Annotated in this window: 16 protein-coding genes; 14 read left to right on the top strand and 2 right to left on the bottom strand. The window is 65.7% G+C overall.

Going from position 1 to position 15,239, the window contains the following annotated elements:
* The first annotated feature begins 123 nt into the window (after positions 1-123).
* On the top strand, positions 124-618 hold the full coding sequence (locus tag HRV97_RS04810; protein ID WP_174192480.1) for a hypothetical protein: 495 nt from the start codon (positions 124-126) through the stop codon (positions 616-618).
* Between the two features lie 6 nt (positions 619-624).
* Here the strand turns inward: HRV97_RS04810 and HRV97_RS04805 are convergent, their stop codons facing one another.
* Positions 625-1,845 carry an NADP-dependent isocitrate dehydrogenase gene (locus HRV97_RS04805; RefSeq protein ID WP_174192479.1) on the bottom strand — a complete coding sequence of 407 codons (1,221 nt, stop codon included), beginning with the start codon at positions 1,843-1,845 and terminating at the stop codon, positions 625-627.
* Positions 1,846-2,000: 155 nt separating this feature from the next.
* On the opposite strand from HRV97_RS04805, the gene HRV97_RS04800 reads away from it, so the two are divergent.
* Positions 2,001-2,723 (top strand): phosphatidylserine decarboxylase, encoded by a 723-nt coding sequence (locus HRV97_RS04800; RefSeq protein WP_174192478.1) that lies wholly within the window; start codon positions 2,001-2,003, stop codon positions 2,721-2,723.
* 2 nt (positions 2,724-2,725) lie between these two features.
* On the top strand, positions 2,726-3,502 hold the full coding sequence (locus HRV97_RS04795; protein ID WP_174192477.1) for a CDP-alcohol phosphatidyltransferase family protein: 777 nt from the start codon (positions 2,726-2,728) through the stop codon (positions 3,500-3,502).
* Here HRV97_RS04795 and HRV97_RS04790 read toward each other — a convergent pair.
* The gene (locus HRV97_RS04790) at positions 3,465-3,698 is read right to left on the bottom strand and encodes a hypothetical protein (RefSeq protein WP_223176558.1); all 234 of its coding nucleotides are present in this window, start codon (positions 3,696-3,698) and stop codon (positions 3,465-3,467) included. The genes HRV97_RS04795 and HRV97_RS04790 overlap by 38 nt on opposite strands.
* A 315-nt stretch (positions 3,699-4,013) precedes the next feature.
* Between HRV97_RS04790 and rpsB the strand changes: the two genes are divergently transcribed.
* The 11 genes from rpsB (at position 4,014) to fabZ (ending at position 15,182) form a co-directional block, all read left to right on the top strand.
* Positions 4,014-4,835: a 30S ribosomal protein S2 gene (gene rpsB, locus HRV97_RS04785; RefSeq protein ID WP_174192476.1), complete on the top strand. Its 822-nt coding sequence runs from the start codon at positions 4,014-4,016 to the stop codon at positions 4,833-4,835.
* 154 nt (positions 4,836-4,989) lie between these two features.
* A complete protein-coding gene (gene tsf, locus HRV97_RS04780) occupies positions 4,990-5,925 on the top strand; it encodes a translation elongation factor Ts (protein WP_174192475.1) in 936 nt (311 codons plus the stop codon).
* Between the two features lie 147 nt (positions 5,926-6,072).
* The gene (gene pyrH, locus HRV97_RS04775; RefSeq protein ID WP_174192474.1) at positions 6,073-6,801 is read left to right on the top strand and encodes a UMP kinase; all 729 of its coding nucleotides are present in this window, start codon (positions 6,073-6,075) and stop codon (positions 6,799-6,801) included.
* 3 nt (positions 6,802-6,804) lie between these two features.
* On the top strand, positions 6,805-7,362 hold the full coding sequence (gene frr / locus HRV97_RS04770; protein ID WP_174192473.1) for a ribosome recycling factor: 558 nt from the start codon (positions 6,805-6,807) through the stop codon (positions 7,360-7,362).
* A 28-nt stretch (positions 7,363-7,390) separates the two neighbouring features.
* Entirely contained in the window at positions 7,391-8,122 is a 732-nt protein-coding gene (locus tag HRV97_RS04765; protein WP_174192472.1) for an isoprenyl transferase, read from the top strand.
* Between the two features lie 47 nt (positions 8,123-8,169).
* Positions 8,170-8,910, top strand: a complete 741-nt coding sequence (locus tag HRV97_RS04760) for a phosphatidate cytidylyltransferase (protein WP_174192767.1) — start codon at positions 8,170-8,172, stop codon at positions 8,908-8,910.
* A complete protein-coding gene (locus HRV97_RS04755) occupies positions 8,910-10,067 on the top strand; it encodes a 1-deoxy-D-xylulose-5-phosphate reductoisomerase (RefSeq protein ID WP_174192471.1) in 1,158 nt (385 codons plus the stop codon). The genes HRV97_RS04760 and HRV97_RS04755 overlap by 1 nt, the downstream gene beginning before the upstream one ends.
* Positions 10,064-11,197, top strand: a complete 1,134-nt coding sequence (rseP, locus tag HRV97_RS04750) for an RIP metalloprotease RseP (protein WP_174192470.1) — start codon at positions 10,064-10,066, stop codon at positions 11,195-11,197. The genes HRV97_RS04755 and rseP overlap by 4 nt, the downstream gene beginning before the upstream one ends.
* Positions 11,198-11,257: 60 nt before the next feature.
* A complete protein-coding gene (gene bamA, locus HRV97_RS04745) occupies positions 11,258-14,029 on the top strand; it encodes an outer membrane protein assembly factor BamA (protein WP_174192469.1) in 2,772 nt (923 codons plus the stop codon).
* Entirely contained in the window at positions 14,029-14,691 is a 663-nt protein-coding gene (locus HRV97_RS04740) for an OmpH family outer membrane protein (RefSeq protein ID WP_174192468.1), read from the top strand. The genes bamA and HRV97_RS04740 overlap by 1 nt, the downstream gene beginning before the upstream one ends.
* Entirely contained in the window at positions 14,688-15,182 is a 495-nt protein-coding gene (gene fabZ / locus HRV97_RS04735) for a 3-hydroxyacyl-ACP dehydratase FabZ (RefSeq protein ID WP_343044429.1), read from the top strand. The genes HRV97_RS04740 and fabZ overlap by 4 nt, the downstream gene beginning before the upstream one ends.
* Positions 15,183-15,239: the final 57 nt, after the last annotated feature.

Here is a 15,239-nt window from a genome sequence, read left to right as displayed (position 1 = left end):
GACGGGTGGCTTTGCCAACCGACGCGACTTGCTCTGTGGGTCCGAGTCGCCGATTAACGCTGTTGCTGGTGGAGTTCGTAACCGCCCGGCGAGCAGTGACGGATGGTCGAAGGGAGTTCGTCCATGCTCGTTCTGTTGCTCGCCCAAGTTCTGATCGCGCAAGTGCCGCCGGTACCGCGCATCTACGCTTCTCCACCCATCGTCTCGCGACCGGACGCGATGGCGGACCGGAACGCCGCGGCACGCGAACGTATCGCGATCAGCGTCGTCGTTCGTGTCCCGCAGGGTGTCCTGTGGTCGGGCAAGCTTTGGGTGGACGGGATACGCGGTGCGTCGTGGCGGCAGAGCGAAAACGAGGCGCTCGGACCCGAATGCGCGCTGGTTGATCAGCCATTCGGCACCGCCCAGCGCGAAATCAGCGTCACCTTGCGCCGGTCTGTCCGCCAGACGGACGCACCCGATATGTTGACGGTAGATGCGCGCTGGACCCGGCCGAGCCAGGCCGGCTGCGGCGGAACCAGCACGGTGGAATTGCGTCAGTCGCTCGCGCTCGCGCCCGGTGCGACCCAGACGCTGAAAGGCGACGGCGGGTTCATCGTCGAACTCCGCCGTCGCTAGGGGCGATCAGGCCCAGGTCGCCATCTTGTTCTCGAGGTTGACGCGCACCGCCTCGAAGAACTGCTCGGTGGTCATCCACTTCTGATCGGGGCCGATCAGGATCGCGAGATCCTTGGTCATGTCGCCGTTCTCCACCGTCTCGATGCAGACGCGCTCGAGCGTCTCGGCGAAGCGGGTCACGTCGGGCGTGTTGTCGAACTGGCCGCGGTACTTGAGGCCGCCGGTCCAGGCAAAGATCGAGGCGATCGGGTTGGTCGAGGTCGCCTTGCCCTGCTGGTGCTGGCGATAGTGGCGCGTGACGGTGCCGTGCGCCGCCTCGGCCTCGATCGTCTTGCCGTCGGGCGTCATCAGCACCGACGTCATGAGGCCGAGCGAGCCGAAGCCTTGCGCGACCTGATCCGACTGCACGTCGCCGTCGTAGTTCTTGCACGCCCACACGAACTCGCCGTTCCACTTGAGCGCCGATGCGACCATGTCGTCGATCAGGCGGTGCTCGTAGACGATGCCTTTGGCGGCGAACTCGTCCTTGAACTCGGCCTCGAAGATCTCGGCGAACAGGTCCTTGAAGCGGCCGTCATAGGCCTTGAGGATCGTGTTCTTGGTCGACAGGTACAGCGGCCAGCCGCGGCCGAGCGAGTAGTTCATGCTGGCGCGCGCGAAGTCGCGGATCGACTGGTCGAGGTTGTACATCCCCATCGCGACGCCGCCCTCGGGGAAATCGAACACCTCGCGCTCGATCACCTGGCCGTCGGTGCCCTGCCACCTCATGGTCAGCTTGCCCGCGCCCGGCACGACGAAGTCGGTCGCCTTATACTGGTCGCCGAAAGCGTGGCGGCCGACGACAATCGGGTGCGTCCAGCCCGGGATCAGGCGGGGCACGTTCTTGATCACGATCGGCTCGCGGAAGATCACGCCGCCCAGGATGTTGCGGATCGTGCCGTTGGGCGAACGCCACATCTTCTTGAGGCCGAACTCTTCGACGCGCGCCTCGTCGGGGGTGATCGTCGCGCACTTGACCGCGACGCCGTACTTCTTGGTCGCCTCGGCACTGTCGATCGTCACCTGATCGTCGGTCGCGTCGCGGTGCTCGATGCCGAGGTCGTAATAATCGAGCTCGATGTCGAGATACGGCTTGATCAGGCGCTCGCGGATCCACTCCCAGATGATCCGGGTCATCTCGTCGCCGTCGATCTCTACGACGGGCGTCTTCACCTTGATCTTGGCCATGTTCTCTCTTCCTGTGGGAGGGGTTGCGCCAGCGCATAGAAAGGCCGGGGGCAGGGATCAAGCGCGGCCGCTTGCCCGACGCACGACGATACGAAAAGCGCGGAACACGACGCGCCGCGTTGTCAGCGCGGTTCACCGAGGATAGACCGACGCGCATGTCATCGTTGCAGAAGCCCTCGGTGGGCACGACCACGGTCAAGTGGCGCTTTCCCGCCGTTCATCCTGAGGGGCAGAAGTTCACCGCCATCGCGTTCGGCATCACGCTGCTCGCCACCATTATCTCCAAGGTGCTGTTCTGGCCGCTGTTGGGTGTAACCTTGTGGGTGGCGGCGTTCTTTCGCGATCCGATCCGGACCACGCCGATCGGCGACGATTTGGTGGTGTCACCCGCCGATGGGCTGATCACGATGATCGAGCGGGTGGCGGTTCCGCGTGAATTGGTGCCCGATCTCGGTGCCGAGCCGATGGTGCGGGTGTCGGTATTCATGTCGGTGTTCGACGTGCATATCAACCGCACGCCGATCGCGGGTGTGGTACGGCAGGTGGTCTACATTTCCGGCAAGTTCCTGAATGCCGATCTCGACAAGGCGTCGGAGGAGAATGAGCGGCAGCATTTCGTAGTGGAGGGGCACGACGGGCGGCGCATCGGATTCACGCAGATTGCGGGGCTGGTGGCGCGGCGGATCGTTGGTTTCGTCAAAGTCGGCGATATCGTCGCGGTCGGTCAGCGGGTCGGCCTGATCCGTTTCGGCAGCCGCGTTGACGTGTTCCTACCCGAAGGTTGCGTGCCGCAGGTGGCACTAGGACAGCGCGCGATCGCGGGCGAGACGGTGCTTGGCCGGTTCGCCGGCACGCCCGTTACAGGGATTGCACAGTAACCATGCGCGCCGCTCGTCCGCTTCGCCGCCCTCGTGGCCTGCCGCTTCGTGCGGTTGCACCCAACGCGGTCACCGCGCTGGCCTTATGTTCGGGACTGTCGGGCATCCGTTTCGCGCTTCAGCAGCATTGGATGCTCGCCGTAGCGATGGTGTTGCTGGCAGGTGTGCTTGACGGGCTCGACGGTCGCGTTGCCCGCATGTTGCGCGGCGAGAGCCGGTTCGGGGCCGAACTCGACTCGCTCAGCGACGCGATCTCGTTCGGTGTGTCGCCGGCGTTGATCCTGTATCTCTGGTCGTTGTCGTCGCTGCCGCGTTTCGGCTGGACGGCATCATTGATGCTCGCCGTATTCTGCGCCCTGCGTCTCGCGCGCTTCAACGCGGCGATCGATGCCGACGATCAGCCACACAAGTCTGCGGGATTTCTGACCGGCGCACCGGCGCCGGCAGGCGCCGGACTGTCGCTGCTACCGATGTTCCTATGGTTTGCGACCGACAAGGCGATATTCCGTTCGCCCTACCTCGTCGCGCCTTGGACGGTGTTCATCGCTATTCTGATGGTGTCGAGCGTCGCGACCTTTTCCTGGTCGTCGTTGCGGCTACGTCGGAACGTTCGCTTCGAGGCCATCGCCGTCGTGGTCGTGGTCGGCGCGGCTGCCGTCTCCGCACCATGGGAGACGGTTTCACTACTCAGCCTGGCCTACCTGCTCGCGCTACCGTTCAGCATCGCGAGCTACGCACGGGTCAAGCGGCTTCGCGGAAACGATATTGAGGGCGCGTAGAGGCTGATGACCAGCGGCGCACGGCAATACGGTTCTCGGCGCGTACGAGCGTTGCCAGCGGCTGGAACTGCGGCTGCGGACGTCCCGCCAGCGCGTCCAATATCCTGCCGGCGTTCGGCGCGAGCGTCGCTCCGAGAGTGTACACCGCACCGACCGCGGCACCACCAAATATCAGAATATCAAGTACGAGCAGCATGTTCGCCTCCCTCACCCTTACGCGAACCCAACGTCCGCCAACCTTCGTTCCATACGATCGGTTCCCGCCGACACGCCCGAATCGGACGATTCTGCAGGTACTTGCGTGTTAGCACATCAGGTTCTTGGTCTGTTCCGACGTATGTTCCCACTACGTTCTCACGTCAAGGACAAATGAGGCGTTGAAGGTTGCTGAGGCTGCCGCTATGCACGACGTCCTCAATCCCACATGGGAAGCATCAACAACCGGTGCGCCGGGCTTATAGCCTGTACGCGTCACACGCTTCCCAGCGGCTTAACCGGAAGGAATATGATTATGGCGGCACCTGTCGTCAGCATGCAGCAGCTTATCGAAACCGGCGCGCACTTCGGTCACCAGACCCACCGCTGGAATCCTAAGATGAAGCCGTACATCTTCGGCGATCGCAACGGCGTCCACATCATCGATCTGTCGCAGACCGTGCCGCTGTTCGCGCGCGCGCTCGAGTTCGTGTCGTCGACCGTGGCGGCGGGCGGCAAGGTGCTGTTCGTCGGCACCAAGCGCCAGGCGCAGGAGCCCGTCGCCGAGGCGGCGCGTCGCGCCGGCCAGCACTTCGTCAACCACCGCTGGCTGGGCGGCATGCTCACCAACTGGAAGACGATCAGCAACTCGATCAAGCGTTTGAAGGCGCTCGAGGAGCAGCTGTCGGGCAACACCGCGGGTCTGACCAAGAAGGAAGTGCTTCAGCTGACGCGCGAGCGCGACAAGCTCGAGATGTCGCTGGGCGGTATCCGCGACATGGGCGGCATTCCGGACGTCATGTTTGTGATCGACGCGAACAAGGAAGAGCTGGCGATCAAGGAAGCCAACACGCTGGGCATCCCGGTGGTCGGCATTCTCGACTCGAACGTCTCGCCCGATGGCATCGCGTTCCCGGTTCCGGCGAACGACGACGCGGCACGCGCCATCCGTCTGTACTGCGAGGCGATCGCCATCGCGGCGACCCGCGGCAACCAGCAGCAGCAGGCGCGCAGCGGCGCCGATCTGGGCGCGATGATCGAGCCGCCGGCGGAGGACGCGATCCAGGGCGCCGACGCCGCGATCGACACCGACGTGAACGCTGAAGGTAACGTCATGGCGGCGAACGCGCAGGCGTAAGCGATCGAACGCCGCTTGGCTCGGACGTGACCGGGTGAGCGACGTGCAATTGTCATGGAGGCCGCCTATCTGGCGGCCTCCACTTGTTTATCGCTCCGTGTCGACGCGCAGCGCGCGACGTGAGGGCGGCCAACCACATTCGAGGACCAGAACGATGGCCGACATCACCGCTTCGATGGTGAAGGACCTGCGCGAGAAGAGCGGCGCGGGCATGATGGACTGCAAGAAGGCGTTGAACGAGACCGCGGGCGACATGGACGCCGCACTCGACTGGCTGCGCACCAAGGGTCTCGCGGCCGCACAGAAGAAGTCGAGTCGTACCGCGGCCGAGGGTCTGGTCGGCGTTGCCGTGTCGGGCACCAAGGGTGCGGCGGTCGAGGTTAATTCGGAGACCGACTTCGTCGCCAAGAACGACCAGTTCCAGAACTTCGTGCGCGAAGTGACGCAGATCGCGCTCGCCACCGGCGACGACGTCGAGGCGATCAAGGGTGCGTCGATGCCATCGGGCACGACTGTTGCCGACGCGCTGACTAACAACGTCGCGACGATCGGCGAGAACCAGTCGATCCGCCGCGCGCGTCGCCTCGAAGTGTCGCAGGGTGCAGTCGTCGCTTACGTGCACAACCAGCAGTCGCCGGGGCTGGGCAAGATCGGCGTGCTTGTGGCGCTCGAGAGCGCTGCGAACGACGAGGCGCTCCAATCGCTCGGCAAGAGCCTGGCGATGCACATCGCGGCCGCCTTCCCGAAGGCGCTGAACGAGGGTGACCTCGACGAGGCCGAGATCGAGCGCGAGCGCGCGATCGCGACCGAGAAGGCTGGTGAGAGCGGCAAGCCCGCCGACATCATCGCCAAGATGGTCGAAGGCTCGATTGCGAAGTACCGCAAGGAGCACGCGCTTGTCAGCCAGCTGTTCGTGATGGACGGCAAGACCAAGATCAGCGACGTCGTCGCCAAGGCGGGCAAGGATGCCGGCACCGAGATCAAGCTGGTTGACTACGTCCGCTTCCAGCTGGGCGAAGGCATCGAGAAGGAGCAGTCCGACTTTGCCGCCGAGGTCGCCGCTGCATCGGGCGTGCCGCAGAACGCCTGACCCGTTCAGCGTCGCAAGGCGCAACGTGTTGTAAATAAGCCGCCGCCCCGGCACCCGCCGGGGCGGCGGTTTGCGTGTCGGGCGGGTTGCCCGCGCCGGGTCGCGCCTCTAAGGTCCGCCAGCCTTTCCCCAGAACATCCGGAATCGATGACCAAACCGCGCTACAACCGTATCCTGCTGAAATTGTCGGGCGAAGTATTGATGGGGGAGGGCGGTCTCGCAATCGATCCCACCGTCACCTCGCGCGTTGCCGAAGAGATCGCCGACGTGAAGGCGCAAGGATTCGAGCTGTGCGTCGTCGTGGGAGGCGGCAACATCTTCCGTGGCATCTCGGGCGCAGCGCGCGGGATGGAGCGCGCGACCGGCGACTATATGGGGATGCTCGCGACCGTCATGAACGCGCTCGCCGTACAGAATGCGCTGGAGCAGATCGGCGTCGACACGCGCGTGCAGTCCGCCATCCCGATGCAGTCGGTATGCGAGCCGTTCGTGCGGCGTCGCGCGATGCGTCACCTGGAAAAGGGGCGCGTCGTGATCTTCGCCGCGGGCGTCGGCTCGCCGTTCTTCACCACCGACAGCGGCGCGGCGCTACGTGCGGCCGAGATGAACTGCGACGCGCTGTTCAAGGGCACCAGCGTCGACGGTATCTACGATGCCGATCCCAAGCAGGTGCCGACCGCCAAGCGCTACGACACGATCGGCTACGACGAGGTGCTGTCGAAGAACCTGCGCGTCATGGACGCGAGTGCGGTCGCCTTGTGCCGCGATTCCAACATTCCGATCGTCGTCTTCAACATCCGCGAGCACGGCAATTTCGCCGCCGTGCTGCACGGTGAGGGCGTGTCGACGATCGTTCAGTCCCACACGGAGAAGTAAGCCATGCCCGCGTATGACAAGGCCGATATCGAGCGCCGCATGAACGGCGCAGTCGAGTCGCTCAGGGGCGATCTCGGCGGCTTGCGCACCGGTCGCGCGTCGACCTCGCTGCTCGATCCCGTCACGGTCGAGGTGTACGGCGCCAAGATGCCGCTCAACCAGGTCGCGACCGTTTCAGTGCCCGAGCCGCGGATGATCTCGGTACAGGTGTGGGACAAGACCAACGTCGGACCGGTCGAGAAGGCGATCCGTTCAGCGGGCCTCGGGCTCAACCCGATCAACGACGGCCAGAATTTACGCCTGCCGATCCCCGACTTGACCGAGGAGCGTCGCAAGGAACTCGCCAAGCTCGCCGGGCAATATTCGGAGAAGGCCAAGATCGCGGTACGTAACGTGCGGCGTGACGGCATGGACGCGCTGAAAACCGACGAGAAGAAGGGCGTGTTCTCCGAGGACGAGCGCAAGCGGTTGGAGGGCGAGGTGCAGAAGCTGACCGACGCCACCACCGCGGACATCGACAGCGTCTCGGCCGCGAAGGAAAAGGAAATCCTCGGCAAGTGAGCCAACGTCGGCATAGGGGGGAATGCTGATGGCGACTGCGGTCAGGACCGACATGGCGGGTGGGACCATCCCGCGCCACGTCGCGATCATCATGGACGGCAACGGGCGCTGGGCGAAGAAGCGCCTGCTGCCGCGCGCGGCCGGGCACAAGGCCGGAGTCGAGGCGGTGCGCGCGGTCACCCGCGCTGCGCGCGCGATGGGGATCGAGGCGCTGACGCTCTATGCCTTCTCGTCGGAGAATTGGCGGCGTCCGGCGGAAGAAGTGAGCGACCTGATGGGGCTGCTCAAATTTTTCATCCGCAACGATCTGGCCGAACTGGTGCGCGAGAACGTGCGGCTGCGCGTACTGGGCGATTACACGCGCTTCTCGGGCGATGTGGTCGAGCTGATCGACGACGCGCTGGCGCGCACTGCGGGCAACACGGGCCCGATCCTGGCGATCGCGCTTAACTACGGCGCGCAGGCTGAACTGGTGCGCGCGGCGCAGGCGCTGGCGGCGCGCGCGAAGGATGGGACGCTCGATCCGGCCGCGATCGACATGGGCTCGATCGAGCGCGAGCTCGAGACGCGCGAACTGCCGCCGCTCGACCTGATGATCCGCACCTCGGGTGAGCATCGCTTGTCCAATTTCCTCTTGTGGCAGGCAGCCTATGCCGAACTGCTGTTCGTCGACACGCTGTGGCCTGATTTTGGCGCGCGCGATCTGGCGGCCGCGGTCGAGGCGTTCGGCCAGCGCCAACGCCGCTACGGTGGTCTGTGACCGCACCTGTGACGGGTCCGCGATTGTCCGAACTCGCGCTCAGGACGATGGCGGCCGCGGTGATGGCGTTCGTGGCGCTGCTGGCGCTGGCGATCGGCGGTTTTGCTTACTGGCTGCTGATGGTCGTGATTGCCTTGTTTATGATGGCCGAATGGTCGGATCTGACCGCGACGCCGCCGCGTGAGAAGCGGTTGGCGCAATATGCCGTCTCCGTACCGCTCGCGATCCTGGCACCGATCGCCGCCGGCGCGAGCTTTCTCGCGCTCGGCCTGATCGCCGCCGCGTTCTTCTTCGTCGCAATCGTCACACGTCGCGCGTGGTTGGCGAGCGGCACCATCTACTGCGCGTTGCCGGTTCTGTCGCTGCTGCTGATCCGCGACCAGGATGCGGGACTGCTGCTGTCGATCTGGGCGCTGGTGCTGGTGTGGATGACCGACATCGGCGCCTTCTTCGCCGGGCGCACGATCGGTGGGCCGAAGCTCGCGCCGACGGTCAGTCCCAACAAGACCTGGGCCGGACTGATCGGCGGGATCGTTGCCGCGACGCTGTTCGCGCTGGTGCTGCATCTCGGCTACGCGCTGTCGTTGCGGCTGCTGGTCGCGACGCCGGTATTAGGCGCGATCGCGCAGGGCGGCGACCTGTTCGAGAGTTGGTTGAAGCGGCGGGCGGGCGTGAAGGACTCGGGCAATATTCTGCCGGGCCATGGCGGGTTGCTCGACCGGCTCGACGGCCTCGTGCCGGTCGCGCCGCTCGCAGCGCTGCTGATCGTGGCGCCGACGATTTTCTGATGCGTAGTGTAACCATCTTGGGTGCGACCGGCTCGGTCGGCACCTCGACGCTCGATCTGGTCGAGCGCGAGCCCGAACGCTTTCGCGTCCGTGCGCTGACCGCAAATTGCGACGTGACGCGGCTCGCCGCCGCGGCGATCCGCACGCGTGCCGAACTGGCGGTCGTCGCCGATGCATCGTGCCTGCCCGAGCTGCGGACCGCATTGTCGGGCAGCGGGGTCGAGGCGGCGGGCGGGATGGATGCGGTGTGCGATGCCGCGGCGTCGGGCGCCGATTGGACGATGGGCGCGATCGTTGGTTGCGCCGGGTTGAAGCCTACTATGGCGGCGATCCGCGCTGGCGGCACCGTGGTGCTCGCCAACAAGGAGCCGCTGGTGTCGGCCGGTGACCTGATCGTCGCCGCCGCAAACGCGCATGGCGCGACGCTGCTGCCGGCAGACAGCGAGCACAACGCGATCTACCAATGTTTCGACTTCGCACGACCCGAGCGCGTGCGCCGCATCATCCTGACGGCGAGCGGCGGGCCGTTCCGCGACGCGTCGCTGGAGACGATGGCGGCGGTGACGCGCGCGCAGGCCGTCGCACACCCCAATTGGTCGATGGGCGCCAAGATCTCGGTCGACAGCGCGACGATGATGAACAAGGGCCTCGAACTGATCGAGGCGGCGCGGTTGTTCCCGGTTCCGGCCGACCGGATCGAGATCGTCGTGCATCGTCAGTCGGTGATCCACTCGATGGTCGATTACGTTGACGGCTCGATGCTGGCGCAACTGGGGCCGAGCGACATGCGCGTGCCGATCGCGCATTGTCTCGCCTGGCCCGACCGGATGGCGACGCCGATGGAGCCGCTCGACCTTGTGAAGCTCGGCCGCCTCGACTTCGAGGCGCCCGACCCGGTGCGCTTCCGCGCACTGGCGCTCGCGCGTGCGGCACTGGAGGAAGGTGGCGCGCGCCCGGCGATCCTAAACGCTGCCAACGAGGTCGCGGTCGCGGCGTTCCTGGCCGAGCGGATCGGTTTTCTTGAAATCGCCGCAATCGTGGAAGATACCTTGCAGCGCTACGCTCCCGAGGCGCCGCAGACGATCGACGCGGTGATCGCGATCGACTCGGAGGCGCGACGTATCGCGGGCGAGCGCGTAGAGGATTGCGTCGCTTGATCCAGACACCGGGACTGCTGCTGACCATCCTGGCGTTCGCGCTGGTGATCGGTCCGCTCGTCTTTATCCACGAACTGGGCCATTATCTCGCCGGGCGCTGGTTCGGCGTAAAGGCCGAGGCGTTCTCGATCGGCTTCGGGCGCGAGATCGCCGGCTGGACCGACAAGCGCGGCACGCGGTGGAAGCTCGCGCTGCTGCCGCTGGGCGGGTACGTCAAGTTCGCCGGCGACATGACCGCGGCGGGACGAAGCGATCCCGACTGGCTGCTGCTTCCGGCGGAAGAGCGCGCGCGCACGTTCCAGGCGAAGCCGGTGTGGCAGCGCGCGATCATCGTCGCGGCGGGACCGGCGGTCAATTTTCTCCTGGCATTGCTGATCCTGGCAGGTTTCGCGCTCGCCTACGGCGACGCGCGAACTCCGGCGGTGATCGGGCAAGCGATGCCCGGAACAGCGGCGGCTACGGCCGGGCTGCGAGCGGGCGACCGGATCGAGGCGCTCGGCGGGCGCGAGGTCGACACGTTCGAGGACATGGTCCGCTTCGTAAAGATCCGCGCGGGCGAGCGGGTGCGGATTGATTACGTCCGCGCCGGGCAGCCGAAGAGCGTCGACGCGGTGATCGGCACGCAGGAACAGCGCGACCGTTTCGGCAACGAGTACAAGGTCGGCTTGCTCGGCATCGCGCCGACCGATCCGGTCGTGCGCTCCGTCGGGCTGTTGGAAGCACCGGTGGTGGCGGTGCGGCGCACCGGCGACATCCTGGAGATGATGGTCGAGACGATCGGGCAGATCGTCACCGGCCGCCGTTCGGTCAAGGAACTGGGCGGGCCTCTCGCGATCGCGAAGGTGTCGGGCGAGCAGATCACGCTGGGTGCGGACGCGTTCGTCTTTCTGCTGGCGTTGGTGTCGATCAATCTGGGGTTCATCAACCTGCTGCCAGTGCCGATGCTGGATGGGGGGCATTTGTTGTTCTACCTGATCGAGGCGGTCAGGCGGAAGCCGGTCGGTCCGGAAGCGCAGGAATGGGCGTATCGCGGCGGACTGGCGGCGGTGCTGGCATTGATGATGTTGGTGACGTTCAACGATCTCGGCAACTTCGGACTGTGGCGGCACCTCGCCGGCTTGATCGGCTGACGCAGGTGTTGCAGGGCGGGCGCGAGCCTGGCGAGCGCAACGGGTTTACTCGAAGGTAACATGGTGACGGTTCTGAACGTTTCGACTTCGCGGGCGCGCGCCCTGCCGGCGCTGCTGTGCTGCACCATCCTCGCGGGGCTGCCGGTCGCGGCCGCCGCGCAGACGGCCCCTGCGCGGACGCCCCAGACCACGCCCAGGCAGGCAACGGGTGCGCAGGCGACGCGTGCGCCGGCAACCAGCGCGCAGACAGCACCCGAGGCAGCGCCTGCCGCGTCGCAGCAGGGCGGAACGATCAAGACGTTGCGCGTCGAGGGTACGCAGCGCATCGAACCTGAAACGGCGCTGAGCTACACCAAGTTGCGTCAGGGTCAGGCTTATACCAACGAGTCGCTCGATCAGGCGATCAAGGACCTGTACGCGAGCGACCTGTTCGCCGACGTGTCGATCTCCGGCGCATCGACCGGCGACATCGTGATCCGCGTGCGCGAGAACCCGATCATCAACCGCGTCATCCTGGAGGGCAACAAGCGCCTGAAGGAAGACAAGATCACCAAGGAGATTCGGCTCAAGCCGCGCCAGATCTTTACGCGGTCCGCGGTGCGCGCCGACGTGGCTCGGATCGTCGAGCTGTATCGCCGTCAGGGTCGCTTCGCGGCTTCGGTCGATCCGAAGATGGTCAACCTCGACCAGAATCGCGTCGACGTGGTGTTCGAGATCAGCGAAGGGCCGAAATCCAAGGTCCGTCAGATCAACATTCTCGGCAACGAGAAGTTCGACGACGGCGAGCTGCGCGCGCAGATGGCGACCAAGGAGTCGCGCTTTTTCCGGCTGTTGTCGTCCAACACGTCGTACGACCAGGATCGTCTCGCCTACGATCAGCAAAAGCTGCGGCAATTCTACCTAACTCAGGGCTATGCCGACTTCCGCGTGACCTCGGCGGTGGCCGAGCTGACACCGGACCGGAAGGACTTCATCATCACCTACGTGGTGGAGGAAGGCCCGCGGTATAAGTTCGGCGACGTGACGGTCGACAGCGACATCCGCGACTTCGACGGCAAGCAGCTCGCCAAGACGCTGCCGATCAAGGCGGGCGACTGGTACAACGCCAAGGCGGTCGAGGACACGGTCGAAAACCTCAGCCAGACCACCGGCCTGTTCGGCTACGCCTTCACCGACGTCGCGCCCGAGTTCAATCGCGATCGTGAAGCGCTCACGATGTCGATCAACTTCCACATCGGTCAGGCGCAGCGCACCTACGTCGAGCGGGTGGAGATCACCGGCAACACGCAGACGCAGGACAAGGTGATCCGGCGTGAGGTCCGCTTGGCCGAAGGCGACGCGTTCAACAGCTTCCAGGTCAAGCGCAGCCAGGATCGCATCAACTCGCTCGGCTATTTCCAGGACAAGTTCGAGATCAAGCAGGAGGCGGGGTCGTCGCCCGACCGGGTCGTGCTGAACGCGAACGTGGAAGAGAAATCGACCGGCGAGCTCCAGCTCTCCGCGGGTTACTCGAGCCTGGAGCGCTTCATCATCCAGGCGAACATCACGCAGCGCAATTTCCGCGGCCGCGGACAGGAGCTGCGCGCGGGCGTTAATTATTCGAGCTACTCGAAGTCGGTCGAGCTCGGCTTCACCGAGCCGTATCTGTTCGACCGCAACGTCGCGGTCGGCGTCGACGTGTTCCGGCGCGACTACAATTCTTTCGGCTTCAACGGCAACGATCGCCGCACGACCTATGGTCAGGTGTCAACCGGTTTCCAAGTCCGCGCCGGCGTGCCGCTGACCGAATATCTCCAGCTCGCCGGACGCTACGGCTTGTCGTACGACGAGGTCACGCTGGATGAGGGCACGTTCTTCACCAACGGGCAGTGCGACGTGTTGAAGGCGGGCAGCTATCTCTGCTCGGCGCTCGGCAATCGCTTCACCTCGTCCATCGGCTATTCGCTGATCTACGACAGCCTCAACAGCCGCCTGCGCCCGACCGCGGGGCAGCGCGTGTCGTTCAGCCAGGATTTCGCCGGGCTGGGCGGTGACGTGAAGTACATCCGCACGCGGGTTGAAGGCGCCAAGTACAAGGGGCTCGGCAGCGGCTTCGTCGCGTCGCTGACCGCAGAGGGCGGCTATATCCATTCGCTGGAGGGCGCGCGCGCCGACGGCAACGATCGTATCCGAATCAACGACCGCTTCTATCTCGGCATGCCGCAGTTCCGCGGATTCGACATCCGCGGCGTCGGCCCGCGCGTGCTGCGCACGCCGTACACGCTCGACTCAAGCGGCCGGCAGATCCTGCAGACCGATCGCAGCCAGATCACCGACGATGCGCTGGGCGGTCGCGCTTATTACCTCGCCAAGCTCGAACTCGAACTGCCGCTCGGCTCGGGTGCGCGTGAACTCGGGTTGCGCCCTTCGATCTACGCGCAGGTCGGCAGCCTGTTCGGGCTCAAGCGTCCGCCGTTGACGGCAAACTTCCCGACCACCGTTATCAACGGACAGACGGTGGTGCAGCCGCTGCCGCTGACCAACGCCTCGGGCCAGCCGATCTATACCTATACGCTCGCGGACGGCAGCACCGTGCCGACGATCTGCGCCGCGGGCATTCCGGGGGCGGGCGGGACCTGCAACGGCGTGGTCGGCAATACTCCCGTGCTCCGCGCCAACCCGTTCCTCGAGCAGTTCCTTGGCGACTCGCCTCGGCCGCGCGTGACCGTCGGCGTCGGCGTGAACTGGAATTCACCGTTTGGGCCGCTGCGCATCGACCTTGCCAAGGCGTTGCTGACGCAGCCGGGCGACGATCCGAAACTCATCACCTTCAACGTAGGGACGCAGTTCTGATGAAGACCTTCAAGACTATCCTGCTCGCCGCCGCGCTCGCGACGCCGGGTATCATCGTCGCCGGTTCGGCCAGCGCGCAGGTGAACGGCGTCGCCGTCGCCGACCCCGAGGCAGCGATCGCCAACTCGCGCGCCTTCACCACCGCGGTGACGCAGATTCAGACCACCTATAAGACCCAGCTCGACCAGGCGACCGCGCGCCGCAACGCTATTCAGACCGAGCTCCAGCCGCTCGTCACCGCCGCGCAGACCGCGGCGCGTGCGCCGGGCGCGACCGAGGCATCGCTGCGTCCGCAGCTGAGCGCGATCCAGGCCAAGGAGCAGGCCGGCAATGCCGAATTGCAGCGCCTGACCGCGCCGGCGCAGCGCGCTCGCGCCTACGCTGCCGAGCAGGTTCAGCGCCAGCTCGCGACCGCGGTGCAGAACGTCGTGCGCGCCAAGAACGTCAGCCTGCTGGTGTCGCCGCAGGCGACGCTGTTCACGCAGCCTGCCGCCGACATCACGCCGGCGATCACCGCCGAGCTCGACCGTCTGGTGCCCAGCGTCACCACGACGCCGCCCGCCAATTGGCAGCCGGGTCAGGCCGCCGGTGCGGCCGCAGCCCCCGCGCCGGCAGCCGCGGCACCTGCGACCGGCAACCGGAAGGCGCCGACCGGCCGGTGAGCGACGAAGCGAACGGTAATGCGGTGACGGGCGGGTCGATTGGCCCGCTCGACATCACGCGCATCATGGCGGCGTTGCCGCACCGCTATCCGATGCTGCTAGTCGACCGGGTCGAGGAGTTGATCCTCGACCGGTCGATCGCCGCAATCAAAGCAGTGACGATCAACGAAGGCTTCTTTCAGGGGCATTTCCCAGGCCGCCCGATCATGCCGGGCGTGCTGATCGTCGAGGCACTGGCACAGGCGGCGGGCGTGCTCGCGGTCGAGAGCCTGGGCCTCGCAGGTTCGGGCAAGCTCGTCTACTTTATGGCGATCGACGACGCGAAGTTCCGTGCGCCGGTGGAGCCGGGCGTGCTGCTGCGGCTCGAGGTCGAGTTCGTGCAGAAGCGCAGCAGCGTGTGCAAGTTCGCCGGTCGCGCGCTGATCGACGGAAAGGTCGCGGCTCAGGCGAACTTCACCGCCATGATCGCCGATCCGCCCAAACAGGGTTGAGCCGCGATCCTTTGACTTTGTCGCGCGCGGGGGTTACCCGCGCGCGCTTCCAGGCTG

This window comes from Sphingomonas hominis, assembly GCF_013328205.1.
In the GTDB taxonomy this organism is placed as follows: Bacteria; Pseudomonadota; Alphaproteobacteria; order Sphingomonadales; family Sphingomonadaceae; genus Sphingomonas; species Sphingomonas hominis.
The sequence above is the reverse complement of the archived record's forward strand: the minus strand, read 5'-3'. Positions and strand labels throughout refer to the sequence as shown.